The sequence below is a fragment of the Tissierella praeacuta genome (assembly GCF_040396155.1).
Classification (GTDB): Bacteria; Bacillota; Clostridia; order Tissierellales; family Tissierellaceae; genus Tissierella; species Tissierella praeacuta_A.
This window is the reverse complement of sequence record NZ_JBEBOY010000002.1, coordinates 102205-125647: the sequence shown is the minus strand read 5'-3', so window position 1 is coordinate 125647 and position 23443 is coordinate 102205. Positions and strand designations below refer to the sequence as shown.

General features: G+C 29.1%; 23 protein-coding genes. 1 reads left to right on the top strand and 22 read right to left on the bottom strand.

Features of this window, described 5'->3' with window-relative positions; genetic code table 11:
• Positions 1–233 precede the first annotated feature (233 nt).
• Complete coding sequence (locus ABWP20_RS01775) at positions 234–1466, bottom strand: hypothetical protein (protein WP_353093142.1); 1233 nt, start codon at positions 1464–1466, stop codon at positions 234–236.
• A complete protein-coding gene (locus ABWP20_RS01770; protein ID WP_353093140.1) occupies positions 1456–1944 on the bottom strand; it encodes an RNA polymerase sigma factor in 489 nt (162 codons plus the stop codon). The genes ABWP20_RS01775 and ABWP20_RS01770 overlap by 11 nt, the downstream gene beginning before the upstream one ends.
• A gap of 278 nt (positions 1945–2222) precedes the next feature.
• Between ABWP20_RS01770 and ABWP20_RS01765 the strand changes: the two genes are divergently transcribed.
• Positions 2223–2363, top strand: a complete 141-nt coding sequence (locus ABWP20_RS01765) for a hypothetical protein (RefSeq protein ID WP_353093139.1) — start codon at positions 2223–2225, stop codon at positions 2361–2363.
• 260 nt (positions 2364–2623) lie between these two features.
• Here the strand turns inward: ABWP20_RS01765 and ABWP20_RS01760 are convergent, their stop codons facing one another.
• The 20 genes from ABWP20_RS01760 to ABWP20_RS01665 form a co-directional block, all read right to left on the bottom strand.
• Positions 2624–2938 carry a hypothetical protein gene (locus ABWP20_RS01760; protein ID WP_353093137.1) on the bottom strand — a complete coding sequence of 105 codons (315 nt, stop codon included), beginning with the start codon at positions 2936–2938 and terminating at the stop codon, positions 2624–2626.
• Between the two features lie 757 nt (positions 2939–3695).
• A complete protein-coding gene (locus tag ABWP20_RS01755) occupies positions 3696–4316 on the bottom strand; it encodes an NUDIX hydrolase N-terminal domain-containing protein (RefSeq protein WP_353093135.1) in 621 nt (206 codons plus the stop codon).
• 236 nt (positions 4317–4552) lie between these two features.
• On the bottom strand, positions 4553–4681 hold the full coding sequence (locus tag ABWP20_RS01750) for a hypothetical protein (RefSeq protein WP_353093133.1): 129 nt from the start codon (positions 4679–4681) through the stop codon (positions 4553–4555).
• A gap of 150 nt (positions 4682–4831) precedes the next feature.
• On the bottom strand, positions 4832–5776 hold the full coding sequence (guaA, locus tag ABWP20_RS01745) for a glutamine-hydrolyzing GMP synthase (RefSeq protein ID WP_503012508.1): 945 nt from the start codon (positions 5774–5776) through the stop codon (positions 4832–4834).
• 13 nt (positions 5777–5789) lie between these two features.
• Positions 5790–7241 carry an IMP dehydrogenase gene (guaB, locus tag ABWP20_RS01740; RefSeq protein WP_353093131.1) on the bottom strand — a complete coding sequence of 484 codons (1452 nt, stop codon included), beginning with the start codon at positions 7239–7241 and terminating at the stop codon, positions 5790–5792.
• 206 nt (positions 7242–7447) lie between these two features.
• Positions 7448–7576: a cyclic lactone autoinducer peptide gene (locus ABWP20_RS01735; protein WP_353093129.1), complete on the bottom strand. Its 129-nt coding sequence runs from the start codon at positions 7574–7576 to the stop codon at positions 7448–7450.
• A 52-nt stretch (positions 7577–7628) separates the two neighbouring features.
• Positions 7629–8987, bottom strand: a complete 1359-nt coding sequence (locus ABWP20_RS01730; protein ID WP_353093127.1) for a sensor histidine kinase — start codon at positions 8985–8987, stop codon at positions 7629–7631.
• 172 nt (positions 8988–9159) lie between these two features.
• Positions 9160–9747, bottom strand: coding sequence for an accessory gene regulator ArgB-like protein (locus ABWP20_RS01725; RefSeq protein WP_353093125.1), 588 nt, complete (start codon positions 9745–9747; stop codon positions 9160–9162).
• Positions 9748–10308: 561 nt separating this feature from the next.
• The gene (locus ABWP20_RS01720) at positions 10309–12153 is read right to left on the bottom strand and encodes an oligopeptide ABC transporter substrate-binding protein (protein ID WP_353093124.1); all 1845 of its coding nucleotides are present in this window, start codon (positions 12151–12153) and stop codon (positions 10309–10311) included.
• 15 nt (positions 12154–12168) lie between these two features.
• The gene (locus ABWP20_RS01715) at positions 12169–13101 is read right to left on the bottom strand and encodes an ABC transporter permease (RefSeq protein ID WP_353093122.1); all 933 of its coding nucleotides are present in this window, start codon (positions 13099–13101) and stop codon (positions 12169–12171) included.
• Positions 13102–13113: 12 nt separating this feature from the next.
• The gene (gene opp4B, locus ABWP20_RS01710) at positions 13114–14079 is read right to left on the bottom strand and encodes an oligopeptide ABC transporter permease (protein ID WP_353093120.1); all 966 of its coding nucleotides are present in this window, start codon (positions 14077–14079) and stop codon (positions 13114–13116) included.
• Entirely contained in the window at positions 14057–15022 is a 966-nt protein-coding gene (locus tag ABWP20_RS01705; RefSeq protein ID WP_353093118.1) for an ATP-binding cassette domain-containing protein, read from the bottom strand. The genes opp4B and ABWP20_RS01705 overlap by 23 nt, the downstream gene beginning before the upstream one ends.
• Position 15023: 1 nt before the next feature.
• Positions 15024–16025: an ABC transporter ATP-binding protein gene (locus ABWP20_RS01700; protein WP_353093116.1), complete on the bottom strand. Its 1002-nt coding sequence runs from the start codon at positions 16023–16025 to the stop codon at positions 15024–15026.
• A 601-nt stretch (positions 16026–16626) separates the two neighbouring features.
• A complete protein-coding gene (locus tag ABWP20_RS01695; RefSeq protein WP_353093114.1) occupies positions 16627–17529 on the bottom strand; it encodes a hypothetical protein in 903 nt (300 codons plus the stop codon).
• Positions 17519–18292, bottom strand: a complete 774-nt coding sequence (locus ABWP20_RS01690; RefSeq protein WP_353093112.1) for a hypothetical protein — start codon at positions 18290–18292, stop codon at positions 17519–17521. The genes ABWP20_RS01695 and ABWP20_RS01690 overlap by 11 nt, the downstream gene beginning before the upstream one ends.
• A gap of 1 nt (position 18293) precedes the next feature.
• The gene (locus ABWP20_RS01685) at positions 18294–18779 is read right to left on the bottom strand and encodes a hypothetical protein (RefSeq protein ID WP_353093110.1); all 486 of its coding nucleotides are present in this window, start codon (positions 18777–18779) and stop codon (positions 18294–18296) included.
• A complete protein-coding gene (locus ABWP20_RS01680; protein WP_353093108.1) occupies positions 18776–19330 on the bottom strand; it encodes an RNA polymerase sigma factor in 555 nt (184 codons plus the stop codon). Before ABWP20_RS01680 ends, ABWP20_RS01685 begins: the two co-directional genes overlap by 4 nt.
• A 96-nt stretch (positions 19331–19426) precedes the next feature.
• Positions 19427–19933 carry a hypothetical protein gene (locus tag ABWP20_RS01675; protein ID WP_353093106.1) on the bottom strand — a complete coding sequence of 169 codons (507 nt, stop codon included), beginning with the start codon at positions 19931–19933 and terminating at the stop codon, positions 19427–19429.
• 252 nt (positions 19934–20185) lie between these two features.
• Entirely contained in the window at positions 20186–21631 is a 1446-nt protein-coding gene (locus ABWP20_RS01670; RefSeq protein ID WP_353093104.1) for a flotillin family protein, read from the bottom strand.
• A 124-nt stretch (positions 21632–21755) separates the two neighbouring features.
• Positions 21756–23396 (bottom strand): PucR family transcriptional regulator, encoded by a 1641-nt coding sequence (locus ABWP20_RS01665; protein WP_353093102.1) that lies wholly within the window; start codon positions 23394–23396, stop codon positions 21756–21758.
• Between the last annotated feature and the right edge of the window lie 47 nt (positions 23397–23443).

Genomic DNA, 23443 nt, shown 5'->3' with positions numbered 1-23443 from the left:
TCCTATAATTTTCATAACTACAGTAGTCATATATCTCAGGTTCCTCATATTTATACCTCTAATTTACATTTAAAATATCTATAACTACGCAATTAATTATATCTTTATAGTTAGCTAATAATGTACTCCACTATTTCTCTTATCATATCTGTGGTTAATAACCATAATAACAATTTAATACCGTAACAAAATAGGGTTATAAGTATCTCTACTTACAACCCTAAACTAATCACCTACTTAAGTTTTATCTCTTTTCCCCAAATAATTATGGATTTTAATTCTTCTAAATTGATTGGACTGTCGAAACTTCTCTCTACTGTTATCCTTCCATCTTCTGAATAAGATAAAATTATATTGGTTACTGCCTGTGTAATCTTATCATTCTTATGTTTTAATTTAATATCTCCACTTCTGACTACATTTCCATCAATTTTGGATTGTTGATCTGTATGTTCAAAGATTAATTGTGTTACTATATCTACATCTTCATTTTTTTCACATTCTACGTTTATTTTTAGAGAAAAATTAGATATTCCTATATCTGTAATTTTTATTTTTACCTCTGTTCCATCTTTTATACTATAATCAATTTCTTCATCTATCTTATAAGTCTTAGTTGGAAGAAGTTTCCCATCCAATTTAATATTGCCTTCCCAATTACCTTTTACCAAAGGTACAAATCTATCTGATATTACATTGATATCCTTCCCATCATCTGAAGTCATTGGATAAGTTTTATAATATCCTAAATCTTTAAAACAAAAAGTCATTTTACTACCTATAAACCCTTCAAATTCTTCTAAATATTCTCTCATATTATAAGAAAATACTAAACCCATTTTATTCTTATCCACTTTTATAATTCTAGGATTTCCCTTCATAATTCTTAACTCTATTCCATCTATATAGACAGCTGAACCTTTTTCTACTACCTCTATTTCGCTTTCTGCATATTCATCCATCAATTTTTTTCTTTCTACTTCATCTTCTGAAAACCATTGTTTATTATATACATCTCCTTTAAAAGAATAATATCTATTCTTTCCCGTAAAGTCTATATCTTCTTTACCTTCAAAACTCATATAAAGAAAAATTGTATCTTCATCCATTATGACTTGTTTTATATGCAAAATTCCGTTTTTATTTGCTATCTCTTTATCTATATTATAAATATAGTCATCTACTCCAATGTCCCCAATTAAACTTTCATTTACTATGTTTTTTTCATTTAAATACTTTAAAAAACTAAAGTCCACTCCCGTATAAGCCAATGCTGTTGTAGAAATTATTATTGTAAAAACTGCTACTAGAGGAAGTAATTTTTTTAGCCTTCCAGGGTTTCCTTTTCTTTTCTCACTTATTTCTAGTTCTCTTTTCTCAATCAATAATTTTTCACAAATTTCATCTACTTTTCCTTCAGTAGGTTCTATTCCTGCAATAGTATCTCTAATCAACTTAGTACACATAATTTACCTCCTTAAAAACTGGTTTTAATAACTTTCGTGCTGTAGAAAGTTGTGTCCTTATAGTAGAACTGTTTATTCCCAAAATCTCCCCTATCTCTTCTGTCTGATAACCTTCATAATAATACAGATAAACCACAATTTTATATTTATCTGGTAGCTTTAATATCTCATCCCATATAAAAACTTTTAAATTGTCATCTAGATAAACTAGCTCTGGAATTTTTTCTAAATCCGTCCTCTTTTTCTTCCACCAGTGGGCTACAATATTCTTACAGTGATTTTGAGTTGCTACAATTAACCAAGCTTTCTCATGCTCTAAACTTTCAAATTTTGTTTTCAACTTTAATAATTCTATAAATACACTCTGTACTGCATCTTCTGCATCATCGGGCTTTTTTAAGAACATCATGGAAATCTTATAAATCATAGAAATATTTCTATGATAGATTTCCTGAAATTCTTCATCTGTGTATAACATATGCTTCCCCCCTTCCACCCCTCTATAAGTAATACAATCAAGTAATGCTTTTTGTCCGACCTTTCTTCTATATTTAACATAATAATTATAAATTTAAAAACAAATGTAATCTAAGGAGATCAAAATAAATTAAGAATCAATTTTAGAACACAACAAAAATGGACCGTAGATGGGAGCCTTAATGAATTAAGAAAATGGATATGACAGTTTGTTAAACGGATATATTGGGATTAATTTTATTACCTCATACAAAGCATTATGATCTAGGTGAAAATATAATGGAAAAACGTATTGAAACCTATGAAAAGGCTAGAGTAAAACATCTAGAAAGATGGCTCAATGACAAATCAGTAATGGAACAATCTTATATTTTTATAATTAAATTTGACAACCTACTTGAAAAATATCGAGTTAAATAATATATTTTTTATTGGATTCTTTATATTTTAGAATATTTAATTAAATGTGAGGCCAGCATATAATTCACCTCTAACAATACGAAAACTTTCCTCATAATTACATTCCTTAATACCACAATTTTTCATAAGTTCTATAATCTTTATATTGGCTGGTCATGTTTGAGCATGAATATCTCCGATTCTATTATCCAAAGCATATTTTATTATACATAGGAATCATTTTAGAATGATAGCTCATGCTCATATCATTAATTCTTTTATTACCCTAACCATGCTATTAAAACGATTAATGAAAAAGCAGATATCATTATACCTATTAAAACATTAATTCCTAGATATATATTAAATTCTTTATCTCCAATCTCTATTCGCTTATTAAATTTACATACTAATATAGGTGGAGTTAGAAATAAGATTATACTCGCTGCTGTAGCAATGCTTAAACCTACTATTAAGTGTATAGTCAATTTATTATATAAAAAATAAGCAATATCTTGAGCGTATACCCCTAGTACAACAGCTAAAATCATACTTACATATAGAAACACTCTTATTTTATCTCTTTCTTTAGCCAATATTTTCACCCTTATTAACATATTTTAGATTACTTCGTATAAACCCTACTTATGTTCAACAACATTGGAAGATTGCAAAATTAATTTTTAAATTCTATTTTTCTTGTAATTAAATTTACCGCTGTTGTAATTATTAAAGAAACTATTACTTTAAATCCCCAATTGTTAATAAAATTGTGATTTTTCGCGGCAATAGAAATGGTATTTTAACTATTGAGCAACATAGCTTTTTTATCCATATTATTTATTTTATTAGTCAACAACTCACTTAAGTCATCTGACGCTATTTCTGCAATAACCTTTAAATTATAATCCTTTAGTAAATCTCACCAATACTCTACTATATGGAATACGGATGGGAAACTTTCAATCCTAAAACTATCATGATTGTACAAACCTATTGATTTATCTATACCTCATACTAGTGTCATTATTATAGCACATTTCCTATAGGCGAAGTCGAATAGAAATTTGGTATTTTTAAGAACTTAAGATATTCTATATTTTATATATAATTTTATAGAGGATTTAATCTTTGATTAAATCCTCTATAAAATAGTTAGTTGGAATATTTTATTGGCTTTTTGTTTTTTATTATTAGTTATGAATTTTCATATCATTAGCTTGACACACAAAGTTTTGATTATTAACAGAAGAATTTCTAAGTTAATAGGAATAATAGAATCTAATATTATCTGCAAGCAAGACACATTCTATAAATTATGCGACTAAATAATAAATGTAGTTTTCTATTTTCTTAATCAAATTGGACTTCCCACTTCTCATTTTGATATGCATTAAAACACATTTCAATCTGCTCCATATTATTTTTCTCTTCTGCTAATAAAGGAATCTCTTCTAATCCCCAGAATTTACTTTCTACAGTTTCAATATTAGGACTAAAACGACCACCTATTATCTCGCAAAGAATAAATACTTTGCAAATCCCATAAGCATAAGTAGGTTTATTATGTTTATTTCTATCTTGTAAAGCTATTAACCTTAAAGCTTTGACATCCAAACCAGATTCTTCTTTTACTTCCTTTATAGTATTTGACTTTATAGATTGATTCACATCTACCCAGCCACCTGGCAAAGACCATTTTTCACTCCTTTCTTTAACCAACAATATTTTTCTATTATCAAATATTGCATCCCTTGTATCTAGTTTAGGCGTTTGAAAACCAGTTTCATTACAAAATAAATCCTTCACTTTTTCTAAATGCATGTCACTCTGGTAACTAATCATTTCAGCAGATATTTCTCTAATTCTTTCAAATCGTTCGATATCAAAGACATCTTTAGAATAAGTTAATCCTACCTGAGATAAAAACTGTAATTCTTTTGCCCATTCTAACCAGCGTTCAGTATGTTCCATAATTTTTCTCCTTTACAATTTATATAAATAATCTTTAATTCACAATAATCTACCTATACATATAACTTCCCATGCCTTATATCTATACTTTTAGTCACATATGACCATTTTATCTAAATAAATTATTGCTCCCACTACTTTTAAAAAATCCATAACCATTATTCCATCTATTTCAAAACCATAATCCATAGGTCCTACTTCAATTGTAAAGTTGCTAATTACTAAATTGCCAAAATTTATTCTATTAATAATCTTCTTTCTACTCCACCAATTCCTGAAATAGTTTCTATAATATCATCTTTCTTTATTTTAGTTCCTAGTTCATCTACCCTATTCATTTTAAAAACACATCTCTTAACCTCCATAAAACTCCAGCTGATTCACTAAAGAAGCAGAATAACCATTCATCACTCAAAATATGGATAAAACAAATCCTAAAAGTACCTTTTTAGTAATTTCAAAAAATAAAAATGTCTTGAAGCCTCTGTTTCCAAAGGTTCCAAGACTTAAATTCATTACTCCCACTCAATAGTAGCCGGTGGTTTACTTGTTATGTCAAATACCACCCTATTTACTTGAGGTACTTCATCTGTAATTCTTGTAGATATTTTTTCTAATAAATCTAGTGGTATTGGATACCATTTAGCAGTCATAGCATCTTTAGTAGTTATAGCTCTTAATCCTATTAAATGTTTATAGGTTCTTTTGCCATCTATAACACCTACTGATTGAATATTAGGTAATACTGCAAAGTATTGCCAGATTTCCTTGTCCAATCCTGCTTTTTTGATTTCTTCTCTATAGATATAGTCAGCATCCCTAAGGATATCTAATTTTTCCTTAGTTAATTCTCCTAGACATCTAACACCTAATCCTGGTCCTGGGAATGGTTGCCTGCTTACTAATTCTTCTTCTATTCCTAATGCCCTACCTACTTCCCTAACTTCTTCCTTGTATAACTCTTTAAGTGGTTCTATAAGCTCAAAGTTTACATCTTCAGGAAGTCCTCCTACATTATGGTGAGATTTAACAGCTACCTTACCGTCTTCATTAACACTTTCAACTATATCTGGATAAATTGTACCTTGAACTAAGAATTCAATACCTTCAAGTTTAGATTGTTCTTCTTCAAACACTCTAATAAATTCTTCCCCTATTATCTTTCTCTTTTGTTCAGGATCAGTAACTCCTTTTAGTTTACCTAAAAATCTATCTTCTGCATCAACTACGATTAGATTTATATGGAATTTATCTCTAAACACCTTTTCTACTTCTTGTTTTTCGTTTTTTCTTAAAAGGCCATGATCAACAAATACACAAGTTAGATTATCTCCTATAGCTCTATGAACTAGTACTGCTGCTACAGAAGAATCTACCCCTCCTGATAGTGCACATATAGCCTTTTTATTTCCCACCTTATTTTTAATTTCTTCAATACTTTTATTTATAAAATCTTGCATTCTTTCACTCCTTTTATCTTCTACTATAATTTGGTGATTCCTTTGTAATATGAATATCATGTGGATGATTTTCTATCAAAGATGCCGATGTTATTTTTATAAATCTTGCTTTTTCTTGTAGTTCTTCAATATTTTTAGCTCCAACATATCCCATTCCTGATTTTAATCCACCAATAAGTTGATACACAACATCTCCTAATGGTCCCCTATAATGAATTCTACCTTCTACACCTTCTGGAACATATTTTTTAACATCTTCTTGGAAATATCTGTCTTTACTTCCTGAATCCATTGCTCCCATAGAGCCCATTCCTCTGTATTCTTTATATCTTCTTCCCTCATATAGAACTTCTTCACCTGGACTCTCATCAGTTCCGGCAAATAATGAACCTGCCATTATTACATTTGCTCCAGCTGCTATTGCTTTTGTTATATCTCCGGAATATTTAATTCCTCCATCAGCAATAACTGGAATATCATATTCCTTCGCTGCCTTAGCACAATTGATTACAGCTGTTATTTGTGGTACACCAATACCAGTTACAACTCTAGTAGTACAAATAGAGCCAGGTCCTATTCCTACTTTTACAGCATCTGCTCCGTGTTTTATTAAGTCTACAGTTGCTTCAGCAGTTGCCACATTTCCAGCAATTACTTGTAAGTTTGGATACTCTCTCTTTATTTTGCTTACAGCTTCTAATACTCCTTTAGAATGTCCATGTGCAGTGTCTAAGACTATAACGTCAACCTTAGACTTAATTAAAGCAGATACCCTTTCCATCATATCTCCAGTTACTCCAACAGCCGCACCAGCTAAAAGTCTACCAGTATCATCTTTTGCTGAATTTGGATATTGAATAGATTTTTCTATATCCTTTATAGTTATTAATCCAGATAGCATAAATTCGTCATCTACAAGAGGAAGTTTTTCAATCTTATGTTGTTTCATAATGTCCAAAGCTTCATCCATAGATATATCAATTGTAGCAGTAACTAAATTTTTCTTAGTCATCACATCATCAATTTTTTTCGCAGTTTCCTTTTCAAATCTAATATCCCTATTAGTTATAATCCCTACTAATTTTCCATCTTCATCTGTTATAGGAACTCCTGATATATGATATCTCTCCATTAACTCTAATGCATCCGATACACTATGATGTGGAGATAAAAAAAATGGATCAGTGATTACACCATGTTCTGATCTTTTTACTTTATCTACCTCCATTGCTTGTTGTTCTATAGTCATATTTTTATGAATAATGCCGATTCCGCCCTCTCTAGCCATAGCTATTGCCATTTTCGATTCAGTTACCGTATCCATTCCAGCGCTCATTAAAGGTATATTTAATTTTATATTTTTAGTTAAATAAGTACTGATATGAGTTTCCTTAGGCAATACTTCTGATTTGCCAGGAAGTAAAAGAACATCATCAAAAGTCAAACCTTCTCCTACAAATTCCAATATTAACTCCTCCTTTATTTTCTATAAAAATACTCTATTTATTAGTATAACAATATATAAATTAATAATACTTTATTATATCTTAATATTATATTCTAATTTATAAATGTAAAAAAAACAAGTTATAAAATAAATTTTTAATAAAAAAAGAAAAAATCTCAAAGAATTTTATCCCTTGAGATTTTTTCTTTAATGACTATCATAATTTACTTTCTTAATTGTTGAGGCATCTTTGGTTGATATAAAAATCCCCAGCAATTACTCATTGCACTAATTTCTGCAAATGTAAATGCTAAAACTGCTACTAAATTAAGTAGGTATCTTTTGTTTTTCATCCTTATCCCCCTTTTCTTTTTTATATATACATAGTATATATTGCACTACCAGCTATATGGCATAAATGGTAGATTGCATCCCATACTTAATATCTTTTCCTATAGGTAATGCTATATTTACCTTAAACTCTTGTCCCAAATCTTCTATATTCATAATTCCATTATATTGTTTGACTATAAATTCAATATTACCTAGACCAAATCCGTGGTTCTCTTGGTCAACTTTAGTTGTGAACCTTCCTGTAATATTCTCAGTCTCTAATTTTATTTTTTGAGATTTTGTATTAGTTACTTCAAGAATCAAATGCTTTTCTTTAACACTTATGGATAACTTAATTTTCCTTTCAAGATCTTTATCCATTAAAGTACATGCCTCTATTGCATTATCCAATAAATTACCTATTATAATGGATAAATCAACAAAATCAATGGAAATATCTTCAGGCATATCTATTTCTAATTCCATGTCAATATTCTCTTCAAATGCTTTGTTTTTCTTCATACTTACAAGAGCAGTAATTACAGGATGATTTGTTTCTATTATTTTATTCATATTACTAACTCTATCATTAATCTTTGTTATGTAATTTTTAGCATCTTCATAATCTTCTAAACATAGTAGTCCGTAAAGAGTACTAAGATAATTATTTAAATCATGCCTTTGTGACCTTATAGTATGAAGAATATCATTCATACTCTTAATGTAAAAATCCTTTTTATGAAATTCTTCTTCTTTAATTTTCCAAATAATTTCCTGCTGATTTTGATATATCTTTCTTTTTGAGGTTGAGAATATGAGCCAGCTAAATATTATTACTCCTATTCCCATACCTATTGAAAACACATATCCTGCAACTGATTTTATTTCCATTATCTTATATAAAACAAATATCATGTATACGACTAAAATATTAAAAAATCCACTTAAAATAATACTCCACATATTATTAGCTTTCATATATCGAGGTATATAAATTTTTTGTATCAAATATTTAATAAATAAGTAAAATCCACCTTTAGCACAAATAATTGCTAAAACTCGGTATATATTTAATTCTAATATTGTTGATGGAGTAATTTTAAAAATTAATGCGATTATATTAACAGTGATAATTTCAATAAGAAACATTAATCCCGTTCCTAAAATACTATAAAGTAATGCTTTATAAAATTTTTCAGATAATAAATATGAATAAACTATTGTAGATACAATAAATATAGATAAGAATCCTAAAGAATTTGCAAGACCAAATATTTCATTAATTAGTGTATTAAAAATTATTAGCTTTAATAAAAACAGAATACATACTTTTAAATCTATATCTTTTTTATGAAGTATCTTAACTAAAAAATAGAAAACTAGAGTCGTATCAATCGTATTTGTAAAGAAATTCATTACCATTGAATTCATTATACTATATACCTCCAATACTTGAGAAAAAGTCTTTTTAGATATTATAATTTAATACCTTATAATATAACATCTTCCATCTATTTACTTTATCTATTGTTCAATAATATATAGTATTAAGAAAATCAATTAATAAAAAAGAATCACCCTTTTGCCAGCAATTCTTTAAATACTAGTTTGTTTTACTTTTACGTTTGCAAGGATGTATTAGGGTTAATGATTCTAATAAAAAACCAGTAGAAGCTATGACTCCAAAGTAAATAGATTTATCGCTGAAAGCCATTAAAATCAATATAATAATATTTCCTATAATTACGGTTTGTAAACTTTTTCGTCTATATATTATTTCTTCTTCTTTAGTTAATGGTTTATTTTCACTTTCCGATGGTGCATATAAGAAAACAAGGGCTATTGAAGCTACCATAGATATTAGAATATAGTACGGCTGATAAGCCATAAATAGGATTTTTACTAGTATAATGGAAATAGAAATTAAAATTATAGTCCCTATAAAGCAATTCAAAACAGTCTTAGCATGATATCCTCCAGCTTGTATTCGCAAGCTACTAAAAAATATAATAAATACAACAGTTTCTTTTACTATACCAGTAAAAGCAGCAATAATGAGAATTCCTAAACATTTAAATAATGTAGCTATAAGTAATTGCAGTCCATAATAATATACTTCCATATCATCTTCTTTTATAATATTTTTTGAATTTAATTCTTTTAATATTGATTTGCATATGTAATCTGTCATATCATTAAACACCTACTTTAGTTACAATTGTTAAGCTTAGAATACCATAAAAAAAATATATGTACAAGCTAAGATTCGCTACATTAATCGACATAAAAAGAGGTTGTTTTTAAAACAACCTCTTTCTATATTTATAAATTTCTAATCTTTTTAAGAGTTTATTTATGTCAATTATAAAAGTATATAGTTTCTCAGAATAACTTATGGTATCATAGCTGCCAGCATCAAGGAACTGATAAATCAAATATTTCTTCATTCATCATTTTAAAAGACTCCACTTTATAGTATTTAGAAGTTAATCGTTAATTTTATAAAATTAATTGCTCCTTTTTATATACCGCTCAGCCTGTATAGGGGATGTCATTTAAAGTCTATAATAGTTTTAATTTGTACAAAATTGTTGTAAAAAAATTAAGCAATAATGATACCCTCGTTTCATGATTTATATACAAGCACACAAAATACAAATCTATTTACACACTCTCAAAAGTAATTAAAGAAATCAATTTTAAGATAATTTCTTTATTGTATTTATTCAACAATTTATTTTAATTTATTTTGTTATTTTGCTATTTCAGGAGTATCTGACAATAAACCAATATTCTCCCATCCCCAATCAGTGACTATACTTAAATCAAAACTACTAACTCTATTATTAACTGCCGCTAAAGTAATTCTATAGTGAGTTGGTATCATTATAGCCTGATCATGTGCATATTTTTCCCAATCATGATAAGCTTTTATTAAATAATCATTATCAATTCCATCTTCTCCGAATGCATCTTCAGAAGCAATAGCTTTTAATAATTTATCATTTTCCTCTGTTGCAAATCTTGAATAGTTAAATAAAGCATCTCTTCCATATAATCCTGATGGGTCTGGATTAGATCCCGTTCCAAACGCTCCCATAAATAAATCAATATCTTCATTATCTTTCTTAACCATATCATAAAATGCGTTCATTTCTATTAATCTACCATTCTGTAGACCTACATCTAACCCAATCTCATTCCAGCATTGGATATAAAACTGTGCCAATGGTTCTGCAATATCTCCACCTGACATTGAAAGCAAATTAATCTTTAATTTATTTCCATTTGGGTCTTCCCTCATACCGTCTCCATCTATATCTATATAACCAGCTTCGTCAAGAATTTTTTTTGCTTTCTCTGGATTATAATCATATCTTTCTTGGTTAGAATTCCAAAATGTAGCATGGGAAGGTGTAAGTAATGCGTTAGCAGGTATTCTCAAATTATTATAAAACACCTCTGCTACCTCTTCATTATTCATAGCATAGCCAATTGCCTGTCTTAGCTTAAGATCTGACATCTTCTTATTTGGATCCATTACAACTTCGCCTTTTTCCTTATCCCATTTCCCACATTTAAATCCTATATATCCATAAGTTTCACTTATATTTGAAAGTAATGTAATATTTTTTAAATCTTTATATTCTAGATAGCTATCAACATTTACCTCATCAACTAAATCAAAGGTACCAGATTTTAATGCTTCTACTATAGTATCAGGAGTTGTTCTTTTATAAATAATCTTATCGACTTTAGGTTTTTCTCCGAACCAATATGGATTTGGAACATATTCCACTGATTCACCTGGTACTATATTTGAAACCATAAATGGACCACAAGATAAAGGTTTGATTCTAACCCTTTCATGACCTTCCATATCCTCTAATGGAATATCCTTAAGATAATGTGCTGGCTCAGCATTGTAAGTAATCCCTGACCCCCACAGTATCCCCGGAGAAAATTCTTTGAAGGATACTTCAAGTGTCTTATCATCAATCTTTTTAAGACCTGAAATAGTATCAGCAGTTCCTTCATGGTATTCTACCATGCCTACAACATTTTTATAATCACCATCAAATCTTACACCTGTATAAGCTTTATCTGCTATAGATTCATATACGAATATTATATCATCAACTGTTACTGGCACTCCATCGCACCAAGTTAAATCTTTATGAATTTTATAAGTAGCTGTCTTGGTATCCTTATTAAATTCAACATTACAGTATCCCCCGTCTACAATTTCATGATTCGGACCAGACTTCATAAATGTTCCATTTGTAGGTTGCATTAATTTATAATCTACATTGTTTGAATATAAAAATGTGTTAAAAACCCCCTCAAAAGGTGTAGGTGTAACTAATCCAATATTAAGTGTTCCGCCAATTGTTTCCCCTGCTTTTTCTAGTACCTGTGGATAAGGTAACTTTACTTCTCCAAAATCCTTTTCTTCTTGTACCTCTTCTCCATGATTGGTATCTTCTACTTGAGTAACATCTTCCTCTGGTACACTTACATTCTTATTTCCACAAGATGTTAATACAAGTGAGAGTACCATAAATAATGGAATAATAACTTTCCAACCTTTTTTCATTTTTTAAATCCCCCTTTAACCTAATCTTTGTTTTGCATCGGAAGCTCTTCTAACTGCTTGCCCGACATAATTTATACACAGCATCATCACTAATGTCAATAATGATGCAGGTAACCACAGCCATAGTTTGTTTGACATTGCCCCTGGAGTTCTAGCATAAGAAATCAACGTTCCTAAGGAAGGTGTTGAAGGTGGTAATCCAAATCCTAAAAAGGATAATCCAGTTTCAATCCCAATATTACCAGCAAGGCTTAAAATTAAATCAACTATGATAATGGAGCTAATATTGGGTAAAATACCTCCATACATGATTTTCAAATCGCTAGTTCCCATTATTTTAGAAGCATTCACATAATCCCTTTTATTTTCTGACAATGCCTTGCTTCTTACTAGCCTAGTCATACCTACCCAGTAAAATACACTCATTATAAATATAAAATGCCACATATTATAAGTAGGTATAACAACTACAAAGGTAATAATAAGTAAAGTCGTAGGTAATATTGAAATAAAATCACATATTCTCATTATTATATTATCAACCTTTCCTCCATAAAATCCTACAATTAATCCTACAACCATGCCTATTCCTGATGTCAATAGAGTGACGGCAAATCCGATTAAAATAGAATTTCTTCCTCCTATTATCAGTTGCCCAACTATTGACCTTCCACCAATATCTGTTCCTAAAATAAACTCTTTCCCTGGTGCTTTATATTTATTTTTTAAACTAATTTTCATAATTTCTTTTTGGTCTAATATTAAAGTTCCTATTAATACAGCTGCGAAAATAATAATTAAAATAATCAAACAAGTAGTCGCAACTTTATCTACTTTAAATTCTCTCTTTAAAATCTTCCAAAATGAAGGGACTTCGCTAATAGACTTTAATCCTTCTTTATCTATCTTAGAGGCAACAGATTTTTTGCCGACCTGATTCTTATTCATACTCGCTACCCCCTATTCTATTCTTATTCTTGGATCAACAATTGTCATTATTATATCCGACAGTAGGCTTCCAAATAATGTTAAAACTCCAAACAATAAAACTAAAGCATTCATTACTGAATAATCTCTGCTGGTAATTGAAGAAATAAACAACTCTCCCATACCTGAATAGCTAAAAATAGTTTCTATAAAAACAGATCCACTTAAAAGTCCAGTAATTGTAAATCCAAAAAATGCAGCTACTGGAAGCAGAGAATTTCTAAATATATGGTGAGTGTAAACCTTATTTATAGGGACTCCTTTACTTCTTGCAGTTTTAACATAATCTTGAGTCTTAGCATCTATTATTTCATTTCTAAGATATTGTATAGTTCCAGTAGTTCTTACAATTGCGCCTGCAATGGCTGGCAAAATCATGTAATGTAATCTGCTAAGGAAATAAGAAAATGTACCTTTTGAGATACCAATTTCAACAGATCCAGTAGTTGGAAACCATTTAAGCCTATATCCAAATATCAACAAAAGTATTAGTGAAATAATAAATGAAGGTATAGCATAGCTAATAAAATTATATGCTATTACAATTTTATCAAAGAGAGAGTTCTGATACCGGCCAGAATATATTCCTAGGGGTATAGCTATTAAGTATGTAAGTATTAATGTTAACAATGACAACCATAGTGTATTTCTAGCTCTCTCCCCAATTAATGTAGCAACTGGCATTTTATAAGTATAAGATTTTCCAAAATCTTTGTCTTTAATAATTCTAACTATCCAATTTTTATACTGAGTTGGTATAGGATCATTTAATCCAGCTTTCTCTCTCAATTCTTCAAGAGCTAGAGGATCAATATCTGGAGTTATTAAACCAGTAAATGGATCCCCTGGCATCATTTTACCAAGGACAAAAACAATTATGCTTAATATTATAATTTGAGGTATCATTAACAGGACTCTACGCAATACTGTTTTCCACATTATTTAAAACCTCCTTATCCTTTATTGCAACATAATGAGTTTTTGATATTTGAACCAAATCAAATACCTTGCCATTTTCGTCATAAAACAAATTTTTCTTTTCTATATATTCCTGCTCCACTTTGATTCTATTCTCACGGACTTTCTCTCTATTATAAGCATCAACTTCTGGAATAGCCGCAATTAGCCTTTTAGTATAAATATGTTGAGGATTATTATATATGTCATCTCTCGTACCCGTTTCCACAAATCTTCCCCTATACATAATATATATATAATCACACATATGCTTAACCACTCCTAAATCATGTGATATAAAAAGATAACTTAAATTAAAATCTTTTTGTATCCTTTTTAAAAAATTAAGAACCTGTGCTTGGACTGATAAATCAAGAGCTGAAACAGGTTCATCTGCAACAATAAGTTTTGGATTTAAAGCTACAGCCCTTGCAACACCTATTCTTTGTCTTTGTCCTCCTGAGAATTCATGTGGATATTTATATAAAGCATCTTCTGGCATTCCCACTATATTTAATAGTGTTAAAATTTTTTTCAGTTCTTCTTCTTTTGATAAATTTTCATAATTTCGAATTGGCTCAGCTATTATATCTCGAATTCTTTTTTTAGGATCTAAACTAGACAAAACATCTTGAAATATCATTTGTACTTCTTTGTTATAACCTAATCTTTTTCTAAGTCTTTTTGAGTTTACTCTTTGTCCATTATATAAAATTTCTCCGCCAGTTGGATTTTCTAAACCAACTATAGCTTTTCCGATAGTGGTTTTTCCTGAACCTGATTCTCCAATAAGTCCATATGTTTTTCCTTCTTCAATTGAAAAAGTAACGCCATCAACTGCCCGAGTATAATCTTCTATAGTATTAAAAAAACCTCCACGAATAGGAAAATGAACTTTTAAATCACTTATTTCTAAGAAACTCATTTTAATGACCTCCTTCATTTTCAAAGTGGAAATTTTTCCAGCAACTGCATCTTACAAAATGTTCTTTTGAAATCTCACGAAGTATTGGATTTCTCTCGTGTTCTGATTCTGATATCCATGGAATTCTCGGTGCAAATCGACACCCTTCCCTTGGTAAATTTTTTAAAGATGGAACTATTCCCTGAATAACATGTAACTCTTTTCCTACTGAATCCGATTGAGGTATTGAATCTAGTAATGATCTTGTATAGGGATGAAGGGGATTTCCAAAGAGTTCTTTTGCCTCAGCAATCTCAACAATCTGTCCAGCATACATTACAGCAACTCTATCAGCCATCTGAGCAACAACTCCTAAATCGTGAGTTATAAGAATAATTCCTGCATTAATTTCATTCTTTAGTTCTGTTAATAGATCTAATATCTGTGCTTGAATTGTAACGTCTAAAGCAGTAGTTGGTTCATCTGCTATAATTATATTAGGTTTACATGAAAGGGCTATGGCAATCAATACTCTCTGCCTCATTCCTCCAGATAATTGATGGGGAAATTGATTGGCTGTCATCTTAGGATTAACTATACCTACTAGTTCTAAAAGTTCTAGCATTCTTTTATGCCTTTCTTCCTTACTCAAATCAGTATGATAAATGAGGGATTCCTCTATTTGTTTCCCAATTTTATGTAATGGATTTAATGACGCCAATGGATCTTGAAAAATAAAACCAATTTCCTTGCCCCTTATTTTATTCAGTTCTTCCTCAGAATAGTTAATTATATTTTCACCTTTGTAGATAATCTCTCCACTTACCCTAGTAAAATTCTTATCATGTAATCCAACTATGGAATTAGCAACTGTACTTTTACCACAACCTGATTCTCCTACTATTGCCAACAGTTCATTCTTGTGTAGAGATAAGGAAACTCCGTCTACTGCATCAAAATATTCATCTTGAAATCTAAATGCAGTATGCAAATCTTTAATTTCTAATATTCTTTCATTTGCCATTTCTCATTTCCTTTCTTAATATATATATTTACTAGTGCAATATTTAAGTCAGAACACTAGCTCTTAGCATTTTGCATATTCAATAAATAATAAGCTTTGTCAAATATTCAGCTCATCTTATTTTATAGCTATTTATTAAAATTTGAATTAATCATATCTATGGCTATTTAAATTTTCAGCATTTATGGGATTGATTTAATAAATATAAAAATAAAAATGTTTCTTTATACTTTATTTCATCTTATGATTCTATCTTATGAAATGATAATAATATAATATTACTCTCTCAGAATTATATAGGATATTTTTTATGAATATTTACAAGTAAAATTTAGTTCGGTTTATCATTTAAGTTGTTGATTAGACATGTTTCCATTAGTGTAATATTATATCTGGATAGTTAAATTTCTTTTTTACAAAAATTATTTTTAAATTGTCATTTAACAAATTGTTTAAAACAACTATTTAAAAATTTAGTTATTAAATAAGCTAATTGCTAATAATAAACTAGGAATATGACCAAATATTAAAATGGCTCTTATAAAATAGGCAATAATTGCCTATTTTATAAGAGCCATTTTATAAGATAATTTCAATTCTTTTATATTTCATCTACTGCTATATTATAACAATTAAGTATATTTATCTTGTTTTTTCCATCACCATATACTAATTCTCCCTTATATTTATCATATTCAGGTGAATCTTCATCCCCAATTGAAGTAATATTCCATTTTGCATTTCCTCTCAGACCATCTTCATGATTAACAGTAGTTTCTAATTTAATATTTGCATCTTTATTTATCCTTAGTTTTACATTATTAATATTGTCTATTATAAGATCATTATTAATACTATCAATTATTAGATCTAAATCATTACCACCATTTATCTCAACTTTTTTACTATCTGGTATTGTAATGCTTAGATTTTGAAAGTTATAATTTTCTTTAAAGCTTATATACATTGTATTACCTGATTTATTTATGTTAATATAATCTTCATTTAGTACTTTCTTAGCATTTTCTTCACTATCTGATATTACATTAATATTTCCTGAAGATATTATTTTATTATTGTCATCAGCTCTAACAGTTAAATTTGAATATCCACGACTATTAATCACTATTTTTTCTATATTCTCTTCAACACTATGTTCTTCAAATGGTAATTCATAATTATATGTTTCTAAGGATATCTTTGTTTTTATCCATTTCATTGCACCTGTTTCAATAAGTCCATAAATACATATATTAATTCCTAATATAACCATTACAATAAATACAGAGAAGATATCATATCTTATTGATATATTTTCATTTTCTTTCTTTTCTTTAAAGCTAAACCAAAGTATTTCTCCTCCTAGCAAAACTAATATACTAGGCCAAAATTTAATAGATAGTTCTACAGCTGATATTTTATTAATCTGAGCAATAAATATTAGTATACCAAATCCAATTAGAACTATTGCCATTGATATGGTACCTACTCGTTTACTCTTCATCCTCTTCATCCCCCTCTATATCTTCCACTTCTTTTTTCTTTTGAAGCATTTTTATACCACCTATGATAAATATCAAAGACACTATGGATGTTTGGATATAGTTTCTTATTTCATAGCCTATATATGGAGCTAAAACTGGATATAGTATTTTTTGTAATGCAATAAATATACCCATTCCAATAAGTCCCATACCTATATATTCATGTTTTATCACTGGTAATACTCTTGAGAGATCTATATCTTCAACATTGCTTCCATTTAATGTATGGAAAGCATCAAAGAAAGAATAGAACCAAATTAGAGGCAATAAAAATAGTAAAAAACTTAATTGCAACCATCCCATGAAAAATATAGCAAAGAAAAATCCGCCCATAAATATTAAACCTTTTTTCTGATGCCCTAAATACATATGACCTGCTCCTGGTATCATAGATAAAGCTAAAGTAATAATTTTTTTGTTTGCTAACTTCATTTCTTCTGATTCCCAACTATTTTCTATTTGTGAACTATCACCATATCTCATATTATTAATTGTGGAAAATGCATCTATTAATGCTACTAGCCAAATAATCGGAACACCTACAAGTGCAATTAGAAGCGGTGCATCATCTGATATCAAAATCCCTAAACCAACAGAGCTTACACATAACATTCCAAATATGATTAGATAGATAAATCCTCTATCGACATATCCTAAATAAAAATGAGATAATCCGGGTACAAATGATAATAAAAATGTAGTAAACTTGCTTTTTCGTCTCATATTAATCCTCCTTACTTATTCTAAATTGAAAATTATTTATAAATTGAGAGGTTCTATTTGTTATTTCCTCTGTAATATCATATATTCTATTTGCTTTGAATCTACTTTCTTCCATAGATACATTTGATACTATTTGTGGCACAGTATCCACCACTTTTCCGAAAAATCCTCCTGCCGTAAGAATAATTGCCACTGATGCTACTGATGCATAATATATAAAGAAATCATTAGATACTTTTCCCTTTGTTTTTTTCTTTACTGTTCTCTTTACAGGAGTAATATTTTTAATACTGCCTAAGACCTTATCTGTAAAATCTTCTGGTATAAAAGCTTCTGCCATTTCAATATCTTTTTCATCTATGAGAGAAAGAAAAATCTCCATACATTCATCACATAAAAGTAAATGTTCTTCCATTTTTTCATGGATTTCATCATCAAGAAGATTATTTTTATATAAAACCCATTCTACATAATCATAATGTTTCATACTCTTTCCCTCCATTTCTCTTTTAACATATTCCTTCCTCGATATAATCTTGAAGCTATGGTCTTAACAGTTGTTCCTTCTTCTGTCGCAATCTCTTCATATGATTTTCCCTGTAAGTAAAATTTTGTTATAGTTTCTTCATATATAGGAGGAATAGATTTACATAACTTTGATATCTCTTCTTTCTTTTCCTTTTCTATTAATATTTCCTCTGGAGTATGACTATGGCTAAATTTAGGATTATCTATTAAATCTTCACTATCCTCCATTACTTCTTCTCTAAATTTGGTTTTTTTCTTTCTAAGCCAATCTATAGACTTGTTTGATGCAATTCTACCAATCCATCCTTTAAAATTATTAGATTCGTAAGTTGAAAGGGAGAGATAAACCTGTAAAAATACTTCTTGTGCAACATTTTCCACTTCATTATAATCTTTAATAAAATTAAGTATAATAGCAAATACATAGTTTTTATACAAATCAACTATTTGAGCAAAGGAATTTTCATCTCCTTCCAATGCCTTTTTTATCAATACTGATTCATTAATCATATCTCCCCTCCTTCCTTTCATTAATTATAACGCAAAGTAAAATTAAAATACTGCAAAAAAAGAAGAACTTTTTGTTCTTCTTTTTAAAATAATTTATTAATAGATATATGATTGCTGTAGACCATAATTTTGCAGCTTTCCTTCGTATACAAGATTTAATTCCTTACATTCCCTAAAATCCCTTGGTGATGTTAAAGCTGTATGTTTGTCAATTAATTTTATACCACTTTTCCTAAGTAATGATGACACAAACTGAGAACAAAAATAATTATATTTTCTCTCAATTGGATAATTAACCATGACTCCTAAAAGTCCTATTAAATTATATCCATACTTATCCCCATCTCTCTTAAACTTCTGCAATTCTTTCATTAACTTTTTATATTGTCTTTCATTAATTTCAAGGGAATATAATGCACATGTGGTTTCTGGAAATCTTGCATATGTTCCATTAATTACATCTTCTTTTACAAATCCTGCAAAAATTGGATTGCTAGGTCTTAGTCTTCCAAAGCTATATAATTCCTTTAATTCCTCATCAAAAGCAATGGATACATGAGAATATGGTTCTTTAGTATATTTATTTATAACCTTGGAAAGCATTGAACCACTATAAGTAAGTAATATATAGATTATATGCTTTTTTATGTTACTGCACCCCCTGTTCTAATACATTTAAATATATTTCTTTATTAATATTACATCCTTTTTATAATAATATCAATAATTATATATTCAATTAATATAACGAAAGAAAAAAATATATTACTGCATAAAAATACACCTCCAAAAGTCAAATTTATTGTCTGACTTTTGGGGTGCACTTTAAAATAATTCTTTTTATTTATATATTATTTAATTATCTGCAAGTGCTTCTTCCATCTCATCTAAATCTTCATTTTCTTTTTTCTCTTCTTTTGGTAAAACATTGTTTTCCTTATTAGCAAAGGAAGTTATAATACTGGTTAAATCTATGCCTGTTATATCTTTAACCGTTTGAAATCCGTTGGTTGTCACATCAGTTACCAATTTTGTAAGTTTTGACGCACCTTCTTTACCACCATTATCTATTATAGTTATCTTATCAACTTGTTCCATTGGCTTAGCAACTTCTGCCATTATTTCTGGTAATTTACCTACTACTAACTCTACTATGGCTGCATCTCCATATTTAGCCATGGCTTCTGCTAATTTATCCTTAGACTCAGCTTCAGCTATACCCTTTGCTTTAATTGCTTCTGCTTCTGCTATACCCTTTGCTTTAATTGCTTCTGCTTCTGCTATGGCTGCTATCTTTAATGCGTCTGCCTCTGCCACTGCCTTAATTCTTATTGCCTCAGCCTGCGCTTCAGCCTGTTTTATGGATCTTATTTTCTCTGCCTCAGCATTTACCTCAGTTTCATATTTCTTCGCATCTGCTGGTTTCTTTACTTCAGCTACAAGTCTTTCTTCAACTACTGTAGCATTTTTCTTAGCTAACGCCGCCTGTTGTTCTGCTACTAAAGATTCATTTTCAATTTCTTTTAACTTATATGCCACGTCAGCATCTGCCCTAGCCTTATCTTGCTCTGCTCTATAGCTCTCAACTTTTATAGATTTATCTCTTTGGCTTTCTGCTATTTCTGTATCAGCCAATAGCTTTGCCCTTTCACCTTCCCTTACTGCATTGGCAGTACGTATTTCAGTATCTCTTTTTCTTTCAGCAGTAGCAATATCTGCATCTGCCTTTGCTGAAGCGATTTGAGGTATGGCTCTATTCTCTAAATAGCCTCCTTGAGTTGATATTCTAAGAATAGAATAAGAGATTAATAATAATCCCATAGAGTGTAATTCCTCTCTAATATCATCTTCTATTCTTTGTTCAAAAGCAGCTCTATCTTCATTTATTTGTTCTACAGTAAGGGTTGATATTATCCCTCTTAATTTACCTTCTAATATTTGTTCTACCATGCTGCTAATAACTGAAACTGTGTTTTTTGCTCCCCCATTACAAAATTGTTCTACCGCTTTAAGTATACTAGTATCTTCATTGTTTACCTTTACTATGGCTGTGCCTACAATGTTTACAAATATACCTTGTTTAGAAGGTGCCTCATTTACATCAGTAGTCATACTGATGTTTTCCAGGGAAATTGTACAAGAAGTCTCTAAAAATGGAATCATAAATCCACCTTTACCTGATAAAACCCTTTTTCTTAAACCTGTAATTACCATTGCCTTATCTGCAGGCGCCTTCCTCCAAAACAATAATAGGAGTATTAAAAATCCTAGCACTCCACCTATGATAAATATATACTGCATGGCAAAACCCCCTTTTTAGAATTATATAAAATAGATATATATTATATACCTATGTGAATTTTAGTTAAACAATATTTTAACAATTGTAACGTTATTGTAATAAAAAGATCCAATCAAGATTCTTTTAATGGGCCAATACATCGATAAACTTCAATGTAATTTCCATTTTCAACCTTTCTATGGGATTCTCTAAATCAATATTACAAATTTGTTGTATTTTTGCAATTCTATATCTTACTGTATTACTATGAATAAATAATTTCTTTGCAGCAATATTACAATTTGATTCACTTTCTAGATAAACTTTTAATGTTGATATCAGTTCCTTACTATCTTGCTCTTTTAATAATGGATATACCTGACTAAAATTATTATCAAAATCTTTTCTTTGAATACTCTCTAAGCGTAATAAACCAAATGGTCCCAAATCTTCATAGGCTATCATTTCTCCATCTGTGTAAATATAAGAACCAATATCTACAGCCTTTAAAGACCCTACATAACTTTTTCTTATGCCGCAAATATCTTCTACCATATCTCCTATACCTAATTTTATCTTTCTATCTGGGAAGTTATTTTTTATCTCTTTAAATATTCCATCAAAATCCTTTTTTACCTTTTTGACAATATCCTTACTATAGTTTTCAACATCATATATAAGAATTATAGTATTATCATCTAATATACCAAATATAGATTTATCCTTTGAAAGATTTAATAAGAATGTAGAAGATATCTTTTCTCGATCATTATAAAATGATGGATTATTCTCGTCTTGTTTTATACATATACATACAAACTTATTTTCTATATTTAGCTTAAAATCTTGAATACTGTTTATTGCCTTAATTAAACTTTGTTTAGAGTCCAATTCCTCATTGATTAAAGACTTAATTAAATCATCATAAAAACGTCTCTCAAAAGAGTTCATAAGATAAATTTGTTCATATATTTCTAAAAGTAAAGTATAACTAAGTCTTAAAACAAACAAATCATAGTAATCAAGTTTTCCATTATGTTCCCATACCATTAGTTTTGATACAGCTACCCCTTTTATTAATATGGGCATTATTATAAATGGACATTTCTCTTTATCTTCTATGTTTGTTATTCTATAAATATTTAATTTATCACATAATATTTCTTTCTGATAATTAAAAGAAAAATCATCTTCCTTATTAAAAGAAATATTATCTTTCAAAAAAGATTGTTTCTTAGGATAATCAAAAATTTCTTTCTCCAAAATATCAACTATAGATAATGGACAGTTTAATTCTTCTGAAAGACATATTATTGTCTTTTCAATTTTTTTATGAAAGTCATCACTTCTCAATACCAACTTATCAGCATTTTTTTTATCAATAATATGAGTTATATACCTATTCATAACAATAGAGTTTACGGCATTTATTATATCAATCCAAGGTACATTATTTGGAACATTAATTAGTGGAAATCCTAAATCATTACATAAATCTATTATTTCCATTGGAATTTCTCTTAAATATCTATCTCTTTTTATTGCCATACATGTTGAATTTTGTTTATATAAAAATAAAATCACTTCCTTAAATAGAGAAATATTATCTTTAAACAAATATCCAGAAGAAAGCATAAACTCCTTACCCTTAACCCATTTATATCCGTCTGGGGCATCAAAAAGGGATACTGCTTGTATCTCTCTATCTAAACCTTTTTCTCCAGCAATCAAATAATAGTCTGCAAAAAACTTTGTGTTTAATACCTCTCTTATTGTCACTCCCATATTATATTCTCTCTCCTATTTAATATATTATAACTTTATTATATCAT

What these genes read in the sequence shown, in the direction of transcription:
- ABWP20_RS01775 (WP_353093142.1), bottom strand. Translation starts at nt 1,466, where the DNA reads ATGTGTACTAAGTTGATTAGAGATACTATTGCAGGAATAGAACCTACT.
- ABWP20_RS01770 (WP_353093140.1), bottom strand. Translation starts at nt 1,944, where the DNA reads ATGTTATACACAGATGAAGAATTTCAGGAAATCTATCATAGAAATATT.
- ABWP20_RS01765 (WP_353093139.1), top strand. Translation starts at nt 2,223, where the DNA reads ATGGAAAAACGTATTGAAACCTATGAAAAGGCTAGAGTAAAACATCTA.
- ABWP20_RS01755 (WP_353093135.1), bottom strand. Translation starts at nt 4,316, where the DNA reads ATGGAACATACTGAACGCTGGTTAGAATGGGCAAAAGAATTACAGTTT.
- ABWP20_RS01750 (WP_353093133.1), bottom strand. Translation starts at nt 4,681, where the DNA reads ATGGAGGTTAAGAGATGTGTTTTTAAAATGAATAGGGTAGATGAACTA.
- guaA (WP_503012508.1), bottom strand. Translation starts at nt 5,776, where the DNA reads ATGCAAGATTTTATAAATAAAAGTATTGAAGAAATTAAAAATAAGGTG.
- ABWP20_RS01735 (WP_353093129.1), bottom strand. Translation starts at nt 7,576, where the DNA reads ATGAAAAACAAAAGATACCTACTTAATTTAGTAGCAGTTTTAGCATTT.
- ABWP20_RS01730 (WP_353093127.1), bottom strand. Translation starts at nt 8,987, where the DNA reads ATGAATTCAATGGTAATGAATTTCTTTACAAATACGATTGATACGACT.
- ABWP20_RS01725 (WP_353093125.1), bottom strand. Translation starts at nt 9,747, where the DNA reads ATGACAGATTACATATGCAAATCAATATTAAAAGAATTAAATTCAAAA.
- ABWP20_RS01720 (WP_353093124.1), bottom strand. Translation starts at nt 12,153, where the DNA reads ATGAAAAAAGGTTGGAAAGTTATTATTCCATTATTTATGGTACTCTCA.
- ABWP20_RS01715 (WP_353093122.1), bottom strand. Translation starts at nt 13,101, where the DNA reads ATGAATAAGAATCAGGTCGGCAAAAAATCTGTTGCCTCTAAGATAGAT.
- opp4B (WP_353093120.1), bottom strand. Translation starts at nt 14,079, where the DNA reads ATGTGGAAAACAGTATTGCGTAGAGTCCTGTTAATGATACCTCAAATT.
- ABWP20_RS01705 (WP_353093118.1), bottom strand. Translation starts at nt 15,022, where the DNA reads ATGAGTTTCTTAGAAATAAGTGATTTAAAAGTTCATTTTCCTATTCGT.
- ABWP20_RS01700 (WP_353093116.1), bottom strand. Translation starts at nt 16,025, where the DNA reads ATGGCAAATGAAAGAATATTAGAAATTAAAGATTTGCATACTGCATTT.
- ABWP20_RS01695 (WP_353093114.1), bottom strand. Translation starts at nt 17,529, where the DNA reads ATGAAGAGTAAACGAGTAGGTACCATATCAATGGCAATAGTTCTAATT.
- ABWP20_RS01690 (WP_353093112.1), bottom strand. Translation starts at nt 18,292, where the DNA reads ATGAGACGAAAAAGCAAGTTTACTACATTTTTATTATCATTTGTACCC.
- ABWP20_RS01685 (WP_353093110.1), bottom strand. Translation starts at nt 18,779, where the DNA reads ATGAAACATTATGATTATGTAGAATGGGTTTTATATAAAAATAATCTT.
- ABWP20_RS01680 (WP_353093108.1), bottom strand. Translation starts at nt 19,330, where the DNA reads ATGATTAATGAATCAGTATTGATAAAAAAGGCATTGGAAGGAGATGAA.
- ABWP20_RS01675 (WP_353093106.1), bottom strand. Translation starts at nt 19,933, where the DNA reads ATGCTTTCCAAGGTTATAAATAAATATACTAAAGAACCATATTCTCAT.
- ABWP20_RS01670 (WP_353093104.1), bottom strand. Translation starts at nt 21,631, where the DNA reads ATGCAGTATATATTTATCATAGGTGGAGTGCTAGGATTTTTAATACTC.
- ABWP20_RS01665 (WP_353093102.1), bottom strand. Translation starts at nt 23,396, where the DNA reads ATGGGAGTGACAATAAGAGAGGTATTAAACACAAAGTTTTTTGCAGAC.